Origin of the sequence: Reyranella sp. (assembly GCF_004297265.1) — a bacterium.
Classification (GTDB): Bacteria; Pseudomonadota; Alphaproteobacteria; order Reyranellales; family Reyranellaceae; genus Reyranella.
This window is the reverse complement of record NZ_SCUT01000039.1, coordinates 44,057-65,135: the sequence shown is the minus strand read 5'-3', so window position 1 is coordinate 65,135 and position 21,079 is coordinate 44,057. Positions and strand designations below refer to the sequence as shown.

Genomic DNA, 21,079 nt, shown 5'->3' with positions numbered 1-21,079 from the left:
CTTTCTTCCTCCCTTGTTCTTCGGTTCTAGTTCAGGGTCTCGCCGAACAGCTCGATCATGGCGTTCCATGACCGGCGATCGGTGGCCTCATGATAGAAGAAGCCCTTCATGCCGCGCGAATCCGCAGCCGGATTGGTGAAGCTGTGCCCGGCGCCGCCATAGAGCTGCAGCCGCCAGTCGATGCTGGCGGACTTCATTTCCGTCTCGAAGGCCAGCCGCTGCTCGGGCGGGATGATCGGATCGTCGGCGCCGATGCAGACCAGCACCCGGGCCTTGATGTTCACCGCATCCTGCGGCCTTGCGGTTGCAAGGCCGGAATGGAAGCCGACGACCGCCTTCACATCGGCGCCGCTGCGCGCGATCTCGAGCGCAGTCGTGCCGCCGAAGCAGTATCCGATGGCCGCGAGGCGCGCCGGATCGACTTCCTTTCGGCCCTTCAGTACGTCGAGCGCTGCCAGCGCGCGGGTGCGGATGCCGGTCGGATCGGCCATCCAGGGCTGCAGCCGTGCCATCGTCTGGCTGGGATCGGCGAGCGGCTTGCCGTCGCCGTGATAGTCCATCGCGAAGGCGGCGTAGCCCAGGCCTGCGAGGCGTGCGGCGATCCTCTTCGTGTGGTCGGTGAGGCCCGGCCCCTCGTGGCAGACCAGTACCCCGGCGCGGCGGCCGGGCCTGCTGTCGTCGACCACATACTGTCCGACCAGGCGGACGCCGTCGGCCCGATACTCGATATCCTCGGTGCGCATGTTGGTTTGTTTCCTCCGATAGGACCGGAGACTAGCGGAGCCGGCCTGACACGCCAACGACCCGCCGCCCCAGGTCGCCGCCATGGCCACCGAACGGCTTCATGGGTGCTAAGCCTGAGGAAGCGTTGCCACGGGGCCTGAATTGCGCGGCAGGAACCCATCGTATAGATTGCCACCATGTCGCAATTCTTTCTTCCCGGCGCGCGCACCGCGCGATGTATCGAGGCCTGAGGCCCGGCGGGCCGCAGTAGCCTTCGTTCGTATCTGAGTCGGGAGAAGGGGCGATGTCCCTCGTCGTATACAACACGCTGTCGCGCGAAAAAGAGCTGTTCGTGCCGCTCGATCCATCGCACGTGCGCCTCTATGTCTGCGGCCCCACGGTCTATGACTATGTCCACATCGGCAATGCGCGGCCGGTCGTCATCTTCGACGTTCTCTACCGGCTGCTGAAGCGGCGCTATCCGCGCGTCACCTATGTCCGCAACATCACGGACATCGACGACAAGATCATGGTGCGCGCTGCCGAGAACAGGGAGTCGATCGACACACTGACGGAGCGCACGGCCGCCGCCTACCAGAGCGACATGAGCCGCCTAGAGGCGCTGTCGCCGGACGTCGAGCCGCGCGCCACGAAGTATGTGAGCGAGATGATCGCGTTGATCGAGCGCCTGGTCGCGCGTGGCCATGCCTACGCCGCCGAGGGCCATGTGCTGTTCGACGTGCCCAGCATGGCGGACTATGGCCGGCTGTCGCGACGTTCGCATGACGAGCTGATCGCCGGCGCCCGGGTCGAGGTGGCCCCCTACAAGAAGGACCCCGCCGACTTCGTTCTGTGGAAGCCTTCCACCGACGCTCAGGCGGGCTGGCCAAGCCCTTGGGGCCGCGGTCGTCCGGGCTGGCATATCGAGTGCTCGGCCATGAGTGCTGCCCATCTCGGCGAGACCTTCGACATCCATGCCGGTGGGCTCGACCTTATCTTCCCGCACCATGAGAATGAGATCGCGCAGAGTCGCAGCGCCTTCGGTCACGCCATCATGGCGAAGTACTGGATGCACAACGGCTTCCTGAACATCTCCGGCGAGAAGATGAGCAAGTCGCTCGGCAACTTCTTCACGGTGCACGAGCTGCTCGACCAGTATCCCGGCGAGGTGATCCGGCTCCTGCTGCTGTCGGCGCAGTATCGCCAGCCGCTCGACTTCACGCACGAGGGTCTCGCCCAGGCCAAGGGCACGCTCGACCGCTGGTACGGGCTGCTGCGCGGCAAGGCGCTGGAAGAGAAATCGATCCGGGCCGAAGTCGAGGACGCGCTGTCGGACGACCTCAACACGCCGCTTGCCATCAGCGCCCTGCACCAGTTGCGCGATCCGTCGGAGCTGAAGGCGGGCGCGTCGGCGCTCGGCCTCCTGCGGCAGGATCCCGAGGTCTGGTTCCGCTGGACGCCGGCTGCGGCCGCGGATGGTCCTTCGGACGCCGAGATCGACGCCGCCATCGTGGCCCGTCAGGCCGCGCGCAAGGCCAAGGACTTCAAGGAGTCCGACCGCATCCGCGACGACCTCAAGGCGAGGGGCGTGATCCTCGAGGACGGGCCGAAGGGAACGACCTGGAAGCGCGGTTGATCAGCGCTTCTCGAAGATGATGCTCTGCACGGCGCGGCCGAAATAGCCCTGCCGGTCGGCGAGCCGAGCGGCGGCGATGCCGACCGAGTCCGGGCCGATCCAGGTCTCCGCGTCGAGCAGCACCCATTCTCCGGCCGGCTCGCGGCCGAGGCTGACGGTGAGGTCGGCGTTGATGAACGTCCACTCGTTCATGTCGAAGACCGATGAGGTGCCGTTGCAGAAATCGGCCGCGATGACCGCCCGCATCAGCGGCGATATCTCCGCCTTCTCCACGATGGGGCGGGTCGCGCGATACCAGACGGCAGCCGGGCCGGGGATGCGGAAGCCGCCCTTGGCGGTACGCATCTCGATGCCCTTGAGGAACGGCGTCTCGGTCGCGAAGAAGTCGGGCGGGCGGCAGTCCTCCGGCATTGGAAGTTCCGCCGGCGGCCCGTTGGCGATCGCCGGCATGTCCTTCGGATCGATACGGATGCGCAGCGCGCTGGCCCGCACGACCTCGGCGCCATCGGCGAGCAGCCGCAACGACACGAGCTGGATCTTGCGGCCCTCGCGGACGATTTCGGTCTCGACCGTAAGCGGGGCCACCGGCACGGGCCGCATCAGGTCCACAGTGAGACGCGCGACGCGCATGGGCACTGGCGACGGCAGCCGTTCGACAGCCCAGCAGATCAGCGACGAGGGCGCCGCGCCATGCTGCAGTTTCGGGCTCCACGGACCGCCGGCAAAAGCGCTGGTCTCGGCGGTGGCGCCTTCGACGCGGTAGATCGACTCCATACGCACAAGCTCCCTGTAGGGCGCGCTTTCTTACGGGCCGGCGCGGTCGGCTGCAAACCAGTCCGAGATCATGCGCGCAGGAATTTCATCGGGCGACGACGCGTCAGGTAATGGATTGACGAACTTCCGTATTTAACATATTGGTTAAATATGGATGCTCTCTCCCAGACCTTCTCGGCCCTCGCGGATCCGACGCGACGCGCCATCCTCGCGCAGCTTGCCAGCGGCGGCGCCACTGTCGGCGAGCTGGCCGAGCCGTTCGACATGTCGCTGCCCGCCGTGTCGCGCCATCTCAAGGTGCTGACGGAGGCTGGCTTGATCGAGCGCCACACCGAGGGACAGTGGCGCCGCTGCGAGCTGCGCGGCGAGGGGCTGCGCTCGGCGGCTGACTGGATCGATCACTACCGCAAGTTCTGGGAGGCGAGCTTCGACCGGCTCGATGCGTTCCTGAAAAGTACCGAAACCGATCCCAAGCCGACGAAAGGAAAGTCAGATGCCCGACGCAAGACTCGATAACAGCACCCTGCACCTCAGCCGGATCTTCGACGCCCCGCGCGAAAGGGTGTTCGACGCCTGGGTGAACCGCGACCAGTTCGTCCGGTGGATGTGCCCGCCCGGCGTGGAGATCACGCTGTGCGAGGTCGACGCGAGGCGCGGCGGCGCCTGGCGTATCGATGGACGCAACGACCGCGGCGTCTTTGCCTCGTCGGGCGTCTATCTCGAGGTCGCCCGGCCCGAGCGGCTGGTCTTCACCTGGGCGCACCATGCCGATGGTGACTTCGCGCGCACGCGCGGCCATGAGACGACGGTGAGGGTCGAGTTGCGCGCCCTGGGCGATCGCACGGAACTCACCCTGATCCACGGTCCGTTTGCGGATGCCGAAGACTTCGCTTGCCACCAGGAGGGCTGGGTCGGCAGCTTCGACAAGCTCGCCGCCTTTCTCGGGAGGACGGCATGACCGCTCATCCCGTTGTCTCCCACGAGGAGTGGCTCGCTGCCAGCCGCGACTTCCTCGCGAAGGAAAAGGAATTCACCCGGTTGCGGGACGAGCTGTCTCGCCAGCGCCGCGCGCTGCCCTGGGAGAAGCTCGAGAAGGACTATGCCTTCGGGGCGCCGGAGGGACGTGTCGCGCTGGCCGATCTGTTCGGCGACCGCAGCCAGCTCCTGGTCTATCATCTCATGTTCGGCCCGGACTGGAGCGAGGCCTGCAAGAGCTGCTCCTTCTGGGCCGACAACTTCAACGGCATCGACGTGCATCTCGCCCATCGCGACACGGCGCTGGTCGCCGTCTCACGTGCACCGCTGGCCAAGCTCGACGCCTATCGCCGGCGGATGGGCTGGACCTTTCGCTGGGTATCGTCGGGCGAGAGCGACTTCAACTTCGACTACCGGGTGAGCTCGCGGCCCGGCGAAGACGGGATGGACTACAATTTCGGGACGATGAAGGTCGGCCCGGGAGAAATGCCTGGTTTCAGCGCCTTCCGCCGCGACGATGACGGCTCGATCTATCACACCTATTCGACCTACGCCCGCGGCGTTGACATGCTGAACGGCGCTTACCATCTGCTGGATCTGACGTCGAAGGGCCGAGACGAGTCGGGGCTTCCCTTCACGATGAGCTGGGTGAAGCGCCACGACCAGTATTGAGAAAGGCAAGGTAGCCATGAAGGCAGTGTGGCAAGGCAAGGTGATCGCCGAGAGCGACCGCACGCTCGAAGTCGATGGCTATCACTACTTTCCGCGTGACGCGGTGCGCATGGACTTGCTGAAGCAGACGCCCAGGACGGGCAGCGACCTGCAATGTCCGCACGGCGTTCAGTTCTATGACGTCGTGGCGGGGGAGACGCGAAGCCCACGCGCTGCGTGGTCCTATGAAGCGCCTCAGGCGCGCATGCAGCCGGTGGATCACTGGATCGGCTTCTGGAACGACGTCAACGTTCGCTGAAATCCCAAAAGAAAACGGCCGGCGGATGCCGGCCGTTCGACCTTCAGCGAGGAGCGCTTCAGCGCGCCGGCGAGATGGCGGTGATCGTCAGCGGCGTCGTCATGCCGATCACGACGTCGCCGACCTTGATCTTCTTCAGCATGTCCTGCTTGGCGATCGAGTTGGCCGTATAGGTGCGGACCGGGCCGCCGCGGCCGTCGATCACCGAGACCATGTTCTTGGCGAGGTCTACTCCGACGACCGTGAGGGTGAAGCGGCCGGCCTCGACGTCGGTCTGGTTCGCCGTCTGACCCATCTGGTCCTTGCGGGCGAGCTGGGCGCCCGGGCCCTTCTGGCGCAGGTTCAGCATGGTCACCACCTCGGAGTAGGTGACGTCGGCCATCGACCCGTCGTCGATCGCATCCAGGTTCTTGACGCTGTCGGCGACCGGGAGGATCTCGAGCTGCCCGTTCGGCATGGTGAAGGCCACCGTGCGGCTCTCCGGGTCGGCGGACTCGATCTTGACCCGCTGGGTGACCACGTTGTTGAAGGCCACGCCTTCGCGCGGTACCGGCCTCACCTGGGCCGATGCCTGCCGTTCGGGCAGGCTCGCGCCGATCGCCAGGACCGCCGCGAACAGGGAAGCGCCTGCGGTCATCTTCATCGAACGGATCGTCATTGCCGTGTACCTCGCAAAACCCCTAACGCGCCGGACAATAGCGATCCGAACCGGCGAAGCAACCACCAAGGGCGTGAGGCTTTCAGGCAAAATGGGCCAACACGGCCTTCGCGACGGCCTCGGGCTGATCGAGATAGGCCAGATGACCGGCGTTGGGGACGGTTTCCACCCGCGTCACGCCGTTAATCCCCTTGTTGATTCCCTGGGCGAACTTGCCGGCATAGCTGGGCGGAAGCACGCGGTCCCGGTCGCCCCACAGGATCAGCGTCGGCGCCGTGATCAGCCCCAGCCGCTTTTCCAGGCGCGTGTTGCCGAGCGGCCAGAAGGCCCGGGCGGCGGCTTCGGACGCCCGGGTCATCTCGATCGGCCATTCCACCGGATTGGCGCCTTCGGGCGCGGCGACCAGCTCGTTCCAGTTGGCCGGCTCGGCGCACATCAGGCCGGGCAGCACGTCCTTGCGCTGCGCCCAGGGATCGGCGGCAGGTTCCTTGTCGTCGAACAGGCCGAAGGGGGCGATCAGGACCAGCTTGCCGACATGGCCGGGGAAGATCGCCGCCATTTCTGCCGCGAACGCGCCGCCGACCGAGGCGCCGACCAAGTCGGCCCCGGCCAGACCTGCCTTGTCTACGATCTGGCGCACGGCCAGCACCCAGTCGAGATGCGTGTCGAGTTCGGCATGACCGGTGGCACCGGGATAGCCGGGCAGGGACGGCGCGACGACCGTCCGGGTCTCGGCGAGCCTGTCGAGGAACGGCAGCCAGCGCGGCAGGCCGCCGAGGCCGGCCAGGAAGCCTAGCCTGGGGCCGGTGCCCTTGGTCCAGACGCGGCAGGAATGGCCGTTGACGTCGATCGTCGTGGTGGCGTGTGCGGACATGGCGCTATTCCGCGGCGACGGTCTGCGGGCGGAAGGCGGGAACGGCGGCGCGTTGGCCCTTTGCCATCGGCTTGGGCCACCATTTGTCTTCCCACTCGCCGAACAGGTCCTTGACCTTCGGCATCACCTTCTCGGCGAACAGCCGCGAATTGTACTTGGTGGTGTCCTTGCTCATGTTGCCGTACTGCAGCAACAGCATGAGATGGCCGACGTTGAGGCTGGTGGCGATGTGGCGGATCTGTTCGACCACCTCGTCGGGCGAGCCGATGATGACGTAGCCGCCGTCCACGATGTCCTTCATGTTGGTGGCCTTCATGCTGAGCTTGCTGGAATAGCTCGCCGTGTTGGCCGCCTTGCTAACCATGCTCTGGATGCCGGCGCGCTGCGTCGCCTCGGTCGTGTAGCCGGGCGGCGTCGCGAAGCGCGCATCGACATGCAGGCAGCGGCCGTAAAAATACTCGGCGGGCTCCGTATAGAGGTCGAGCGCCTGCTGGCGGCTCTCGGCGACGCCGACGAACTGCAGGAAGCCCGCGCGGTAGGGATTGCGGTCCTTGCCTAGCTTCTCCATCTCGTTCCAGAAGCCCTGCATTGTCGAGAGCCCGGCCTTGTAGCCGTAGTACGAGAGGTAGCAGTAAACGTAGTCCATTTCCGCACACCACCGCCACGTCTCGACCGAGCCGCCGCCGGGAATCCAGATTGGCGGGTGCGGATCGTCCTGGATGGGGCGCGGCCAGATGTTGACGTAGCGCTGCTGGTTGTAGCGACCGTTGAAAGCGAACGTGTCCTTTTCGGTCCAGGCCCGCTTCACGAGGTCATGCGCCTCGAGATAGCGCTCGCGCAGAAGGCTCGGGTTCTGGCCATAGGCGTAGCAGGTATCCATCGGCGAGCCGACCGGGAAGCCCGCGATCAGCCGCCCGCCCGAGATGCAGTCGATCATTGCGAACTCTTCGGCGACCCTCGTCGGCGGATTGTAGAGGGCGAGCGAATTGCCCATGACGCAGAGCGCGGTGTCGGTCGTGCGGCGCGCCAGCGAGGAGGCGATCAGGTTGGGCGAGGGCATCAGCCCATAGCCGTTGGAATGATGCTCGTTGACGCAGATCGCGTCGTAGCCGAGCTCGGCCGCGTATTCGAGCTCGTCCATGAAGTCGTTGTACATGTGGTGCGCGCGCCGGGGATCGAACAACGATGAGTGGATGTCGACCCAGACCGAGGGGTGCTTCCGGTTGAAGTCCTCCGGAAGCTCCGTGTAGGGCATCAGGTGAAACCACATGAGTTTCATGGTGCGCTCTCCCTAAACTCGAGCTGCTTGGTAAACGACCGTTTACTTCACAAGCCTGCCGCGACTTGTGGTTGCCGGCAATGCGGAATTTCCGCAGGGCGTGGGTAATTTTGTTGTTTTTCCCCTGTGCCAACCGTTCCGAATCGTATTTGTGCGTTGCACTCTCGCGAATGCAGCAATAGTTTCGCCGCAACGCAGGAGGATTTGCCATGTCCGTCGTCGCTTTCGCGGCTCGCCCCCATCCCACGGCCAACCAGCCGAAGAAGGATCTTTACGAGGTCGGTGAAATTCCGCCGCTCGGACATGTGCCGAAGAACATGTACGCCTGGGTCATCCGGCGTGACCGCCACGGGCCGCCCGAACAGTCCATGCAGCTCGAGGTCGTGCCGACCCACACGATCGGCGAGGATGAGGTGCTGGTCCTCGTGATGGCCGCCGGCGTGAACTACAACGGCGTGTGGGCGGGGCTCGGCCTGCCGATCTCGCCGTTCGACGTGCACAAGCAGCCCTTCCATATTGCCGGTTCCGATGCCTCGGGCATCGTCTGGGCTGTCGGCGCCAAGGTGAAGCGCTGGAAGGTCGGTGACGAGGTCGTCATCCACTGCAACCAGGACGATGGCGACGACGAGGAGTGCAACGGCGGCGACCCGATGTTCTCCACCAGCCAGCGCATCTGGGGCTACGAGACGCCGGACGGCTCGTTCGCCCAGTTCTGCAAGGTGCAGGCGCGCCAGCTCATGAAGCGCCCGCAGCATCTTACCTGGGAAGAGAGCGCGTCCTATACGCTGACGCTCGCCACCGCCTATCGCATGCTGTTCGGCCACCGCCCGCACATCCTGCGCCCCGGCCACAACGTGCTGGTGTGGGGCGCGGCGGGCGGCCTCGGCTCGATGGCGATCCAGCTCATCGCCACGGCGGGCGCCAACGCGATCGGCGTGATCTCCGACCCGTCGAAGAAGGATTTCGTGATGTCGCTCGGCGCGCGCGGCGTCATCAACCGCAACGACTTCGACTGCTGGGGCCAGCTGCCCGACGTCGACGATCAGGCAGGATACGCGGAATACATGAAGAAGTGCCGCAAGTTCGGCGCTGCGATCTGGGAACATACCGGCAAGGGCAATGACGTCGACTTCGTGTTCGAGCATCCCGGCGAGCAGACCTTCCCGGTTTCCTGCTTCATCGTGAAGCGTGGTGGCATGGTGGTCTTCTGCGCCGGCACCACCGGCTACAATCTCACCATGGACGCGCGTTTCGTCTGGATGCGCCAGAAGCGCATCCAGGGCAGCCACTTCGCCAACCTGCTGCAGGCCAGCCAGGCCAACCAGCTGGTGATCGAGCGCCGCATCGACCCGTGCATGAGCGAAGTCTTCGAATGGGCCGACATTCCCAAGGCCCACACCAAGATGTGGAAGAACCAGCACAAGCCCGGAAACATGGCCGTGCTGGTCTCCGCCAAGCGCCCCGGCCTGCGCACCCTCGAGGACGCGCTGGACGACTGAGGACTCCCACCTCCCCCGTCACACGGGGGAGGTGGCCGAAGGCCGGAGGGGGTAAAGCCCCAATCCGGCATGTTGCTTTCCCCCTCCGCCCCTCCGGGGCACCTCTCCCGTCTGCGGTGGAGGAGATGACGAGTCTGCCATGTCCCTGATCCTTCCCGACCTTCTCACGCTTTGCGCCGAGGCCGAGGGCGCGGCCGAGCGCCACGAGACGGCCGCCCGCGAAGCCGTGCGCGCACTCGTCGCGCCGCAGGGCAAGGTCGATCCAAAGCTGCTGGAGCGTGAGCAGTTCGCCGCGCACGGCTATGCCTGGATCGCGACCTATGTCGCGGCGCTACGCCAGATGCGGCGCTGGGCCGAAGCGGGGGCCGGGGGCGAACTCGAAAGTCTGATCCTCCAGTCGGCCTACGGCGAGTATCTCGCGCAGCTCAGGGGCGGCATCGCCATCAGCCAAGTCGAGATCGTGCGCCCGGGCGACTTCGGCCTCGACGCCGCCGCGCTCGACACGTCTTCCGTCGTGAAGCTGATCGCCGGCAACACGCCGGCCGTGCGCGGCCGCATTGCCGAACTGATTTCAGATGGTCTCGACACCGGTGGCTTCGGCGCACTCGGCCTGGACGACGAGGCGCTCGAAGAGGTGCGCCGCCAGTTCCGCCGCTTCGTCGATACCGAAGTGGCGCCGCATGCCCATGGCTGGCACCTGCGCGATGAACTCATTCCGCTGCAGGTGGTGCAGCAGATGGCCGACCTCGGCGTGTTCGGCCTGACCGTCCCCGAAGAGTGGGGCGGGCTCGGCATGGGCAAGCTCGCCATGTGTGTCGTCACCGAGGAGCTGTCGCGCGGCTATATCGGCGTCGGCTCACTGGGCACGCGCTCCGAGATCGCGGCCGAGCTGATCCGTTCCGGTGGTACCGAGGCACAGAAGAAGAAATACCTCTCGCGCATCGCTTCGGGCGAACTCCTGCCGACGGCGGTCTTTACCGAGCCAAACACGGGTTCCGATCTCGCGAGCCTGCGCACGCGCGCCGTGCTGGAGGGCGACACCTACAGGATCAACGGCAACAAGACCTGGATCACCCACGCCGCGCGCGCCGACATCATGACGCTGCTGGCACGCAGCGATACCTCGAAGCCCGGCTACCAGGGCCTGTCGATGTTCCTCGCCGAGAAGCCGCGCGGCACCGACGCCGATCCGTTTCCCGCTAAGGGCATGAGCGGCGGCGAGATCAGGGTGCTGGGCTATCGCGGCATGAAGGAATTCGAGATCGGTTTCGACGGCTTCGAGGTGCCGGCCGCGAACCTGCTGGGTGAGAAGGAGGGGCAGGGCTTCAAGCAGCTCATGGCGACCTTCGAGAGCGCCCGCATCCAGACCGCGGCGCGCGCCGTCGGCGTGGCACAGAACGCGCTCGAACTCGGCCTGCGCTATGCGAAGGAACGCATCCAGTTCGCCAAGCCGCTTTATGCGTTCCCGCGCGTTGCCGGTAAGATCGCCTGGATGGCCGTCGAGACGATGATCGCCCGCCAGCTCACCTACTTCGCCGCGCGCGAGAAGGACTCCGATCGCCGTTGCGACATCGAGGCCGGCATGGCCAAGCTGTTGGCTGCGCGCGTCGCCTGGAGCAACGCCGACAATGCGCTCCAGATCCACGGCGGCAATGGCTATGCGATGGAGTATCCCGCCAGTCGCGTGCTATGCGATGCGCGCATCCTCAACATCTTCGAGGGTGCGGCCGAGATCCAGGCCCAAGTCGTCTGTCGCGGCCTGATCGAGGGACGCAACTAGTTCTCAAAAGCGGACAGGAAGGCGGCGAGACTCTTCGCCACGACGCCAGGAGAGCCTCTTACATTGAATAGATTTTAGTTTTCTCACTGAGTCTGTTGATACATTGTGGCGCGGGGAACTGTGCAGGAAGGCTCCTCTCGAGCCATCCTGAGCGCGGGGCACGCATGCCGGATGTAAAGATCGTTCTTACGAGCGCCATGCAGGCGCAACTCTCGTCAGGAGGCGTTACCGGCTGGGCCGTTTATTTCGATGCGGGCGGTGCCAACCCGACATGGGCAAAGCTCACCGGCTCCAGCGTCACCGTAAGCCCCACGGGGGCGGGTCAGAAGATCTATTTCATCCTGCAGAGCACGGATTCGGACCCCGGCACCGGGAACTCCGTCGATACGAAGATCAGCAACGAGGCCGATATCGTTCCGACGGGGCCGTCGACCAGTGCCGAGGCGCTGAACTATCGCTACGACAGCTTCGAGGTGAGCTTTACGCCGGCCGCCGCCGATGCGGGCAATCTCACGAGCATCGAGGGCTTCGGCATCCCGATGGGCATCGAGGTCGTCTATTCGGGCGTCTCGCCGGCAACCAGCGCCTCGCGCGGCTACCACATAAGCGGAGGCACCGTCAGCGATAGTGGTGGCATCTGGTACGCGCTCGCCAGCGCCGGTGGCTCCGGCAGTATCCAGTATTTCTCCGCCATCAATAACGGAGGATATGCGACCCCGCAGCCTCGGATGGCGATCTCGCCGGCCACGGCGATCGCCAACAATGTCGCCGGCACCACCTATTCAACCGGGCAATGGGACAGCTACGTTTCCTCGCTCCACAGCGGGACCACTTCGTCGGCCACGACGTCAGGCGACCCTGGCCAGATCCAGATCGCCGGCTATTTCAATGGTGCAAAAGACGCCAGTAGCGTCTGGCACAACGCCGGTTTCTACGCCTACGATGTCACCTTCGACGGCGTCAATTTCAAGCTGACTCCCGACGATACCAGCCAGATCCGGGGCACCATCACGATCAGCCCGGACGACCTGGCCAACAGCATCTACATGACGCTGGGCAATGCGACTGTCAGCGGCCTCTCCGCCGGCAACGGTACCGGCAGTACGACGACGCTGAGCATGAACACCGGAGCCAACAACCAGTGGGGCGCGGTGCTGCGCGACTTCATTGCAGGCTTCACGGCCGGATACTGGAATGCCACCGCCACGTCGCAGAACTCACACGTCTCAGGGTCCATCATCCTGAACAAGGAATGGAACCAGGATCCAACCTACGCCTTCGGAGGAGCGATCTCTTCCGGGGACGGGGCGGTGACATCGGCCAGCGGCAGCTTCCACGATCCCTATGCCAAGGTCTTCTTCGAGCACACCAATTCCTACGGCAACGGGTATTCGGACTTCCTGACGCGAGCCTTCGACGTCGGCCCTCTCATCAATGTGTCCGATGGTTCCGGGCACGCCATAGACTCCAACGATATCACCGTCACGCTGTTCGCCGACAACGAACAGCCGGCAGGCTACACCTCGCAAACCATCAACAATTTCATAAGTGCCGGCACCTATCAGGCCCCTAACCAGATCGTCACTGGCGGGCCCATGCACCAGTTCGATTTTGGCATCGGCGCGATGTCTCTCGATCCCGGTACGCCCGTTACGATCGTGCTCAAGAGCGTAGTGTCCAACATCGTCCAGGAAGACGTGCGTGTGCCACTGGTGCACAGCGGAGGCTCCTTCGCCAGCGCCGAGCACTACGGAGCCAACTATACGATCACAGGCAGCGGCAGTAGTTTCTCTGCTGCGTGGACGGGCGACAACAACCCCGGCATCATCCAGATCACTGGCTTGCCAGTGGGTTCGGCCGGCGTGTCGTGGTACCAGCTCGAGGTCGGTTCGTCCGGCACCGCCGCGCACAAGGTCTTCAACCTCTATGAAACGGTCAACTCCGGCGGTCTGATCCTCAATCCAGCCTATACCGGACAGGCCGGCGCCTTGGCGATCGACGGTCTTGCCACCGTCAGCGGTGTGTTCTCGGCAGGCACTGACGTCAGCGGCCAGCAGTACATTTCCGGCAACGGCGCACTGGTACAGGTCAACTTCCAGAACGGTGGAAACAACAGCCTCGATCCGTCCCTGATGACGGTTGTCCCCCTGTCTGCAGCTGCGCCGGATGTCTATTTGCAGCCTTTCGCTCCTCTCGTCGGAATGCGTCCCGGCTACACCGAGGGGACTGGAGCCCCCTTTCTGGAAGCATATCAGGTCTGGAACGTTCAGACGTCCCAAACGGTCGTGAGCAGCAACACCACGCGCACCATTCCCGTTACAAATCCCGTGACGGTCTATAATGGCGGGCTCGTCTTCGGCTGGAACGGTGCCGACAGCGCCGCCGTGCAGCAACGGGCTGCCCTAAGCAGCAGTTTCGTCAGCGCCTATACGAACAAGACCAACGGCGACAACATCGCCCGACTGGTCTTTACCGCGACCACAGGCTCGTTGCCGACCGAGGGGCTGTCGAGCAGCGGCACGGGCGAGAGTACGATCTACTATACGACGGCGACGGCTGACAGCGACGGCGTCTGGGCGACGGATGCGCCGATCCAGTTCGCCAACGGCACCTACACTGTACAGATGCAGGAGTTCCTGCCGACCGACAGTGGATTCGCCAACCCGCTGAACAGCGCCAGCGTCGTGCAGAGCTTTACCGTCCAGCAGGGTGCGGTCGTCAGCAACACCACACTCTACGTCAATGCGCCTCAAACGAGCACCGGCCTCATCATCTCAAACGGTGGTCATGTGGCCGTCAACTCGGGCGGTACGGCGAGCGCCACGATGATCAGCGCGGGTGGCGTCATGTACCTGGCCGGAGGAACCGGCGACATCGGATCGATCGTCATCGGAGAACATCAGGTATGGTCTGGCACGACGGCTAGCGATACGACGATTGCCAATGGTGGACACGACTACGTCTACGGCACCATCTCCGGCGGCTCGGTCAACGGCGGCGGCACACAGGTCGTGGGCGGCGGTGGTTACGCCACCAGCGCTACGGCGCTCGGCATGACGCTCAACGCGGGCGCCTATCAGCACATAAAGAGCGCCGGCTGGGCTTTGAGCACGACCGTGCTGAGCGGCGGCAACCAAGTCGTGGAAAGCGGCGGATACGCGTTGAATACCACAATATACGCCGGTGGCACCGTCCATGTGTCGTCCGGCGGCTCCGTGGGTTCTGGTTTGACCCTCGACAGCCCTGGCACCGGTGGGCCGACCGTATCTGGCGGCAATATCCTCGTTCACTCAGGCGGGGTGGTCGGCGGTGGGACGTTTCAACCCGGCAGCGGCATCGCAACAATCTACTCTGGCGGCAGCGCAGGCTATTTGACGCTATTGGTCGGGACCGAATTGCAAGTCGATGCAGGGGGCTATTCGTTCCACAATACGATGAATGCTGGCTCCGAGGAGAAGGTCTGGGGAGCCGGCGCTTCCGCTTTCTTGACGACGCTGAATGGTGGCGCTCAGCATGTGTATTCAGGGGCAAGTACCAATCTTGTTCAAGTGCATGCCGGTGGCCAGCAAAATGTCTGGGGCACGGGGACGACGGCGACCTCGACGTCGATCCAGGCGTCTGACGCACTTCAATACGTTTACTCTGGTGCCAGCGCCACCGGCACCCAGGTCTCATCTGGCGGCGCGCTCTGGGCCTGGGATGCGGGCACGATCGTGAACGATGCCACCATCAGCGCGGGCGGCGAGATGTTCATCCATACGAGCGCCGTGGCAAGCGGCGTCCAACTGGACGGTGGCCTTGTGAGATTTGATAGTGGCGGTCAGGGTAACGTCAATATCAATGCCACGAGCAGCATTGTCGAAGTGGGCAACTCCTCCGCCGGCGACGTTGTCGTTTCCGGCTTCGCGGTGTCGACTGGAATTATCGACTTCTTCAGCATCGCCTACGATGCCTCCGTGACCAAGAACTGGAATTCGTCGACGAATCAGCTGACGCTGACCAGCGGCGGTCTCAATGCGGTGGTCACGCTGTTCGGGATCCACCTGTCAGACGCCAGCGACCTGACTTACACGTACCACTCAGGCGGGACCCGCGTCACGGATACGATGGCCGGGGCCGACGTCCAGAACCTGCTCACCCAGCCAAACGGCTGAGCGTTCGCACACAGTCTTGGTCTTGCGCCGAGCGAGGGAGGAGACGGCCACGATCGAGCCTCTGGAGTGGTCTCACCCTTTCCGGCTGCTCGAGGTGATCGACCGTCTGCCGCTCGGCAGCAACGGCGGCTTCTTCGATCACCGCGGCGATCCGGTGCCGTGGTGAGGTGCCAACATCATCTGTGTGCAGCAATTGATAGTAATTCGCAATTGATGTAGCTTGCGCCCCGACGCCGGGGGCAGGGGCGTAGGCAGATGCAGAAATCGGCGCTGTTGCAGGCATATCGCGAGCATGAGTGGGAGTTGCAGCGCTTTCTCGCGAAAAGGCTCGGCTCGGTGCAGCTTGCCTCCGACATTGCCCACGATCTCTACTTGAAGCTGATGGGCGTCACCGATCATTCGGAGATTCGTGACCGCAAGGCCTATGTATTCGGCGTGGCCTCCAACCTCGCGACCGACCATCTGCGCGTCGAGGGCCGACGGGGCGTCATCCTGGCCGAATCCGGCGGCACGGTCTGGCAACAGAGAGACGAACTCACGCCCGAGCGCCACGCTCTGGCGCGAGACGAGCTGCGACATCTCGAGGCCGCGATTGCCGATCTTCCCGAGCGCTGCCGCCAAGTCTTCCATCTGCATCGGTATGAGGCCAGGTCCCAGGCCGAGATCGCGGCCATTCTCGGGCTCGGGGCTACGACGGTTTACCGGGATCTGAAGCTCGCCATGGACACGCTAATGCGGGCGCGCCGTCGCTTCCGCGCCGCCGAACCGAACTCCGGCAGCGGGACGCACAGGAAGTAGCGGGCTCACTCGTCTATAGGATGGGGGACCAGGCGAAAGAGCGTGCAGCCAGAAGTGACCGAGCAAGGCAACCGACACAGAAACGCCGACGAAATCGACGCCGCGGCGCAGGACTGGTTTCTGCGTCATGGGGCCGGGAATCTGTCGTCGGAAGAGGATGCCCGCTTCAAGGCGTGGCGCGATGCCGATCCGCGTCATCGTGCTGCCTACGAAGAACTCGGCAGCCTTTGGTCCGATATCGGCCCGCTCGAACCCGCTTTCGCGCCGAGGGGCCGCGAGCGACGGCTCGAGACGTCGCCTCAGCCCCGGCCTCGGCGGCCCTGGCGGCAGACCGGTTCGATCGTCTCCGGGCTGGCGGCGGCCTGCCTTTTGCTCTTCGTCTTCGGTCCCGAGACCTCGCGCCTGCCTGCGAGATTGCTGGCCGACCACAGCACGGCGACCGGCGAACAGCGGATGGTGTCTCTGCCCGACGGATCGATCGCCTGGCTCAACACCGATACGGCCATCGACATCGCCTACACCGGAGAGCGCCGCCGCGTGAAGCTGCTGCAGGGCGAGGCCTTGTTCGAAGTCCAGAAGGATGCAGCACGCCCCTTCGACGTCGTGGCGGCGGATGGCCGGACAACCGCCATTGGCACCGCGTTCGCGGTCAGGGAGGTGGACGGTGGGGCAACGGTGACGGTTACCGAAGGCATCGTGCGGGTTAAGTCTCCCGACGGGGCCTCCGCTTCGATGCCATCGGAACGCGACGCGATGGTCGAGGCGGGACAGCAGGTGAGCTACCGCCGCGGTGAGGCTCCGGGCCCCGTCCGTACGCTCGATGCTGGTGCGGCGACGGCCTGGCGTCATGGCTCCATCGTCATCCGCGGTCGTCCGCTGGCGGAGGCCCTGGCGGAAATCGGTCGCTACCACAGGGGCAGGATCGTCCTGATGGGAGCCAGATCCAGCGACAGCGCGGTGACGGCGCGGGTTGCACTGGCCGACCTCGACGGCGGCATCGATGCGATCGCCGCCACTCATGGCCTCTCGGTCACGCGCGTCACCAACTACTTGACGATCGTGCGCTGACGCTGGCGCAGGCGTCAAAAAAAATACCAAACCCGCACCGGTTGCGCCGGCCTCGCTCGATCTAGAGATGGGGAGCGCGCGCATTCGATTTGTTCGCGTCGAGGCCCCGGCGTGAAGCGTTGAGGGCACGAATAATGCGTGAGAGCGAAATCGGGTCTGCGAAGAAGATGCACCGGGGCGTGGCTGGCGCGGTGGCGGCGGCCGCCGTGCTTCTTCTGCAGGCACCCGCACGGGCGGACAACCACGTGGTACCTCCTGTGGCGGGCGAGCAGCTCGCGCAGTCGAGCCAGCCGCGCAGTTTCGCCATTCCCGCCCAGCCTCTCGCTTCGGCGCTCGACCGGTTCGCGGATCAGACCGGCATTTCCTTCGCCTACAGGACAGGCGATATCTCGACGATCCGTTCGCCCGGCGTCAGCGGCATGCTCGCGCCGCGCGAGGCGTTGCAGCAGCTGCTGGCCGGCACCGGCGTGTCATTTGCCTTCACCGGCGCGAACACGGTGACGATCACCAAAGCACCGGATGCCGGCTCCGGCGCCATGCAGCTCGATGCGGTCCAGGTGCAGGGGCTGAACCAACAGTCGACGATCGACAACCTGCCGCCGCCTTACGCCGGCGGTCAGGTCGCGACCGGGGGACGCGAGGGCTTCCTGGGCAATCGCGACACCATGGACACGCCGTTCACCAGCACCAGCTACACGTCGACGCTCGTTCAGAACCAGCAGGCCCGGACGATCGCCGACGTGGTCGCCAACGACGCAGCGGCCACCAAGTACGGCCTGTCGATGTTCGACCAGTTCCGCATTCGCGGGTTCCTGCTTGGGGCCGGGGGCGTTTCGTTCGACGGCCTCTACGGCCTCGTGCAGGAAGACCGCGTACCCGTCGAGGCGTTCGAGCGCGTGGAGGTCTTTCGCGGCCCGAGTGCCTTCCTGAACGGTTATGTCGGTGCCGTCGGCGGCACGATCAACCTGTCGCCGAAGAAGGCCGGTGCCCAACCGCTCACTTCCGCCGGCGCGAGTTACAACACCAGCGGTCAGGTCGGTGCGGTGGCCGATGTCGGCCGGCGGTTCGGCAAGGATGGCGCGTTCGGCATTCGCTTCAACGGGCTGTATCGAGACGGCTATACGCCGCTCCAGAACAACAAGGAGCGGGTCGGCAACGCGGCTCTCGCGCTCGACTATGCCGGGTCCAACGTGCGACTTGCCACGTACTTCGGCTACACGAAGCAGGATACGATGGCGGGCAACCAGCTCTTCATCATGTCGGCCAACCAGCAGGTGCCTGCCGCACCAAATGCCATGTCCGCCGTACAGCAGCCTTGGGAGACCATCGACACCGAATTCGTCTACGGGATGGCGCGGGGCGAGGTCGATCTCGCCAACGACTGGATCGCGTTCGCCGCCTATGGCCAGTCCTACTTCCGCGAAAACTGGCTGCGCACTATTGGCCGGAACATGACCGCGCAGGGCAGATTCCTCGCTTCCGGGCAGCAATATTCCCGCACTTTCTGGAAGCAGACCGGCGAGGTGGGCGTCCGTGGCAAGATGAAGACCGGGCCGATCAGCCATTCGATGGCCATGGTGGCCACGGGCTACTGGGAAGTCGTCGGCAGCACGTTCCTGCCCTTCGCCTTCTCCCAGTCGACCAACCTCTACAATCCCGTCATGACCAGTGCGCCGGCCAGCGGTGCTTTCAACTACAACCCGCCGAAAGCCTCGGCGACCTCGCTCGGCTCGTTCGCCCTGACGGACACGCTGTCGGCCTTCGACGAGCGCGTGCAGGTCATGCTCGGCGCGCGCAACCAGTCGATCCAGAACGATAACTTCACGACGACCGGCGCCCTCTCGAGCAGCTACTTTGCGAGCGCGCTCTCGCCCGCCGTCGGCGCGATCGTCAAGCCCTGGCAGAATGTCTCGCTCTATGGAAACTACATCCAGGCGCTGCAGCAGGGCCCGACGGCACCCACCACGGCCGTCAATGCGGGGCAGATCTTCGCGCCGACGCAGTCGTGGCAGCTGGAGGTCGGCGCCAAGGTCGATTTTGGAAAATGGACTGCCACCCTGGGCCTGTTCGAGATCACTCAGCCGGCCGGGATCACCAATCCGGCGACGAGCGTCTTCTCGGTGGACGGCCAGCAGGTCAACCAGGGCATCGAACTGAACGTCTTCGGAGAACCGATCGAGGGGGTCCGTCTCCTGGGAGGCCTGATGCTGCTGAATGCCCGATTGACGCAGACGGCGGGCGGAACCTTCAACGGAATGAAAGCGCCCGCATCACCTGACGTCACGCTCAAGCTGGGCGCGGAATGGGACACACCCTTCATGAAGGCTCTGACACTTACCGGCAGGGTCAACTTCTTCAGCGGCCAGTACATCAACGAAGCCAATACCCAGGCCATCCCCGCCTACACCTTGGTCGGTGTCGGCGCACGCTATCGCTTCGAAGTCGACCACAAGCCGATCGCCTTGCGGGCCAATGTCGAGAACCTCTTCAACGAGAGTTCGTGGCAGTCGGGCTATACCGGCGGCATCGTCTATCGCGGCACCCCGAGGACCATTTACGTCTCCCTGACGGCCGACTTCTGATCGGGACGCGACCATGCGCCATGCCTTTACGCTCGTTCACCGATGGATCGGACTTGCGATCGCGGCCTTTTTGTTCCTGTCGGGGCTGACCGGCGCGGTGATCTCGTGGGATCACGAACTCGACGACCTGTTGAACGCGCATCTTCACGAGGCGGTCGCCAATGGTCCGGCGATGGCATCTCTCGATCTGGCACGGCAGGTTGAGGCGCGCGATGCGCGCGTGCGGGTCACCTATGTGCCGCTGGCCGCCGAGCCGGGCGAATCGCTGTCGTTCAGCGTACAGCCGCGCGTCGATCCCGCGACGGGCCGCCTCTACGAACCGGGCTACAATCAGGTCTTCCTCGATCCGTCGAGCGGCACCGTATTGGGCCGGCGTCAATGGGGACAGGCCTGGCCGATTACGTCGGAAACCTTCGTCTCGTTCCTCTACAAGCTGCATTACAGCCTGCACATCCCGGAGATGTGGGGCATCGACCGATGGGGCCTATGGCTGCTGGGCGTCGTGGCCGCCATCTGGGCCGTCGACTGCTTCATCGGCTTCTACCTGACGTTGCCGGTTCGCCATCCGTCGCACCCGGACCGACCCGCCGGTGTCGTGCGCGCCCTGAAGCGCGGCTGGTGGGCGCGCTGGAAGCCGGCCTGGAGGATCAAGACGTCCGGCAGCGCCTACCGCATCAACTTCGACGTCCATCGGGCGTTCGGGCTGTGGACCTGGCTCCTGCTGTTCATCCTGGCCTTCACGGGCTTCTCGCTGAACCTCTACCGGGAAGCCTTCTATCCGATGATGTCGCTGATCTCGAAAGTGACGCCGGGGCCCTTCGAACTGCGAACCATGGCCGACAAGCATCGGCCGATCGATCCGGGTGTCGGCTTCGCCGAAGTTATCGAACTCGCGCGGGCCGAAGGTGTGCGCCGCGGCTGGGCGCCGCCCGTCGGGGGCGTCTTCTACGCCCAGCATTACGGAATCTATGGCGCGATGTTCTTTCGTCCCGGCGACGATCACGGCAGCGCGGGCGTCGGGCCGGCGCGGCTCTATTTCGATGGTAGGGACGGCCGCCTGCTGGGCGATCGTGAACCCTGGAAGGGCACGGCGGCCGACATCTTCGTCCAGGCGCAGTTCCCGCTGCATTCGGGCCGGATCCTCGGCGTACCGGGTCGTATCCTGATCTCGGTCATGGGGGTCGTGGTCGCGGTCCTGTCTGTGACCGGCGTCGTGATCTGGTATCGCAAGCGTCGCGCACGTCTCGCCGTGCGTGGGCATACGCACGGTCCTGTCGGCCTGACGACGTCCGCGGACTAGCGGGATCGC

Annotated in this window: 18 protein-coding genes; 13 read left to right on the top strand and 5 right to left on the bottom strand. The window is 64.7% G+C overall.

The annotated features are described in order from the left end of the window. Positions 1-26: 26 nt before the first annotated feature. Complete coding sequence (locus EPO41_RS16760) at positions 27-743, bottom strand: dienelactone hydrolase family protein (protein WP_296327123.1); 717 nt, start codon at positions 741-743, stop codon at positions 27-29. A 284-nt stretch (positions 744-1,027) separates the two neighbouring features. On the opposite strand from EPO41_RS16760, the gene cysS reads away from it, so the two are divergent. Next, a complete protein-coding gene (gene cysS, locus EPO41_RS16755; RefSeq protein WP_296327121.1) occupies positions 1,028-2,359 on the top strand; it encodes a cysteine--tRNA ligase in 1,332 nt (443 codons plus the stop codon). Here the strand turns inward: cysS and EPO41_RS16750 are convergent, their stop codons facing one another. After that, a complete protein-coding gene (locus EPO41_RS16750) occupies positions 2,360-3,133 on the bottom strand; it encodes a thioesterase family protein (RefSeq protein WP_296327119.1) in 774 nt (257 codons plus the stop codon). It abuts the gene before it with no gap. A gap of 150 nt (positions 3,134-3,283) precedes the next feature. Between EPO41_RS16750 and EPO41_RS16745 the strand changes: the two genes are divergently transcribed. The 4 genes from EPO41_RS16745 to EPO41_RS16730 are packed head-to-tail and all read left to right on the top strand — an operon-like array spanning position 3,284 to position 5,078. Next, on the top strand, positions 3,284-3,649 hold the full coding sequence (locus tag EPO41_RS16745) for a metalloregulator ArsR/SmtB family transcription factor (RefSeq protein WP_296327118.1): 366 nt from the start codon (positions 3,284-3,286) through the stop codon (positions 3,647-3,649). Continuing rightward, complete coding sequence (locus EPO41_RS16740) at positions 3,627-4,091, top strand: SRPBCC domain-containing protein (protein WP_296327116.1); 465 nt, start codon at positions 3,627-3,629, stop codon at positions 4,089-4,091. The genes EPO41_RS16745 and EPO41_RS16740 overlap by 23 nt, the downstream gene beginning before the upstream one ends. Further along, complete coding sequence (locus tag EPO41_RS16735; protein WP_296327114.1) at positions 4,088-4,780, top strand: DUF899 domain-containing protein; 693 nt, start codon at positions 4,088-4,090, stop codon at positions 4,778-4,780. Before EPO41_RS16740 ends, EPO41_RS16735 begins: the two co-directional genes overlap by 4 nt. Before the next feature lie 16 nt (positions 4,781-4,796). Then, positions 4,797-5,078 (top strand): DUF427 domain-containing protein, encoded by a 282-nt coding sequence (locus EPO41_RS16730; protein WP_296327112.1) that lies wholly within the window; start codon positions 4,797-4,799, stop codon positions 5,076-5,078. 58 nt (positions 5,079-5,136) lie between these two features. On the opposite strand, the gene EPO41_RS16725 is transcribed toward EPO41_RS16730, so the two are convergent. The 3 genes from EPO41_RS16725 to EPO41_RS16715 form a co-directional block, all read right to left on the bottom strand. Further along, positions 5,137-5,721, bottom strand: coding sequence for a hypothetical protein (locus EPO41_RS16725; RefSeq protein ID WP_296327110.1), 585 nt, complete (start codon positions 5,719-5,721; stop codon positions 5,137-5,139). A gap of 97 nt (positions 5,722-5,818) precedes the next feature. Next, on the bottom strand, positions 5,819-6,610 hold the full coding sequence (locus tag EPO41_RS16720) for an alpha/beta hydrolase (protein WP_296327108.1): 792 nt from the start codon (positions 6,608-6,610) through the stop codon (positions 5,819-5,821). A gap of 4 nt (positions 6,611-6,614) precedes the next feature. Next, positions 6,615-7,889, bottom strand: coding sequence for an LLM class flavin-dependent oxidoreductase (locus EPO41_RS16715; protein ID WP_296327106.1), 1,275 nt, complete (start codon positions 7,887-7,889; stop codon positions 6,615-6,617). 209 nt (positions 7,890-8,098) lie between these two features. Here EPO41_RS16715 and ccrA point away from each other — a divergent pair, with 209 nt between their 5' ends. From ccrA to EPO41_RS16675, 8 genes are all read left to right on the top strand, one after another. Continuing rightward, complete coding sequence (gene ccrA, locus EPO41_RS16710) at positions 8,099-9,388, top strand: crotonyl-CoA carboxylase/reductase (RefSeq protein WP_296327104.1); 1,290 nt, start codon at positions 8,099-8,101, stop codon at positions 9,386-9,388. A gap of 139 nt (positions 9,389-9,527) precedes the next feature. Beyond that, entirely contained in the window at positions 9,528-11,168 is a 1,641-nt protein-coding gene (locus EPO41_RS16705) for an acyl-CoA dehydrogenase family protein (RefSeq protein ID WP_296327103.1), read from the top strand. A gap of 164 nt (positions 11,169-11,332) precedes the next feature. Next, entirely contained in the window at positions 11,333-15,322 is a 3,990-nt protein-coding gene (locus EPO41_RS16700) for a hypothetical protein (RefSeq protein ID WP_296327102.1), read from the top strand. Between the two features lie 22 nt (positions 15,323-15,344). Continuing rightward, positions 15,345-15,488: a hypothetical protein gene (locus tag EPO41_RS16695; RefSeq protein WP_296327100.1), complete on the top strand. Its 144-nt coding sequence runs from the start codon at positions 15,345-15,347 to the stop codon at positions 15,486-15,488. Between the two features lie 89 nt (positions 15,489-15,577). Further along, on the top strand, positions 15,578-16,120 hold the full coding sequence (locus EPO41_RS16690; RefSeq protein ID WP_296327098.1) for an RNA polymerase sigma factor: 543 nt from the start codon (positions 15,578-15,580) through the stop codon (positions 16,118-16,120). 42 nt (positions 16,121-16,162) lie between these two features. Next, the gene (locus EPO41_RS16685; protein WP_296327096.1) at positions 16,163-17,188 is read left to right on the top strand and encodes a FecR domain-containing protein; all 1,026 of its coding nucleotides are present in this window, start codon (positions 16,163-16,165) and stop codon (positions 17,186-17,188) included. Positions 17,189-17,322: 134 nt separating this feature from the next. Beyond that, complete coding sequence (locus EPO41_RS16680) at positions 17,323-19,770, top strand: TonB-dependent receptor (protein WP_296327094.1); 2,448 nt, start codon at positions 17,323-17,325, stop codon at positions 19,768-19,770. A 13-nt stretch (positions 19,771-19,783) separates the two neighbouring features. After that, positions 19,784-21,070 carry a PepSY-associated TM helix domain-containing protein gene (locus tag EPO41_RS16675; protein ID WP_296327092.1) on the top strand — a complete coding sequence of 429 codons (1,287 nt, stop codon included), beginning with the start codon at positions 19,784-19,786 and terminating at the stop codon, positions 21,068-21,070. Positions 21,071-21,079 lie beyond the last annotated feature (9 nt).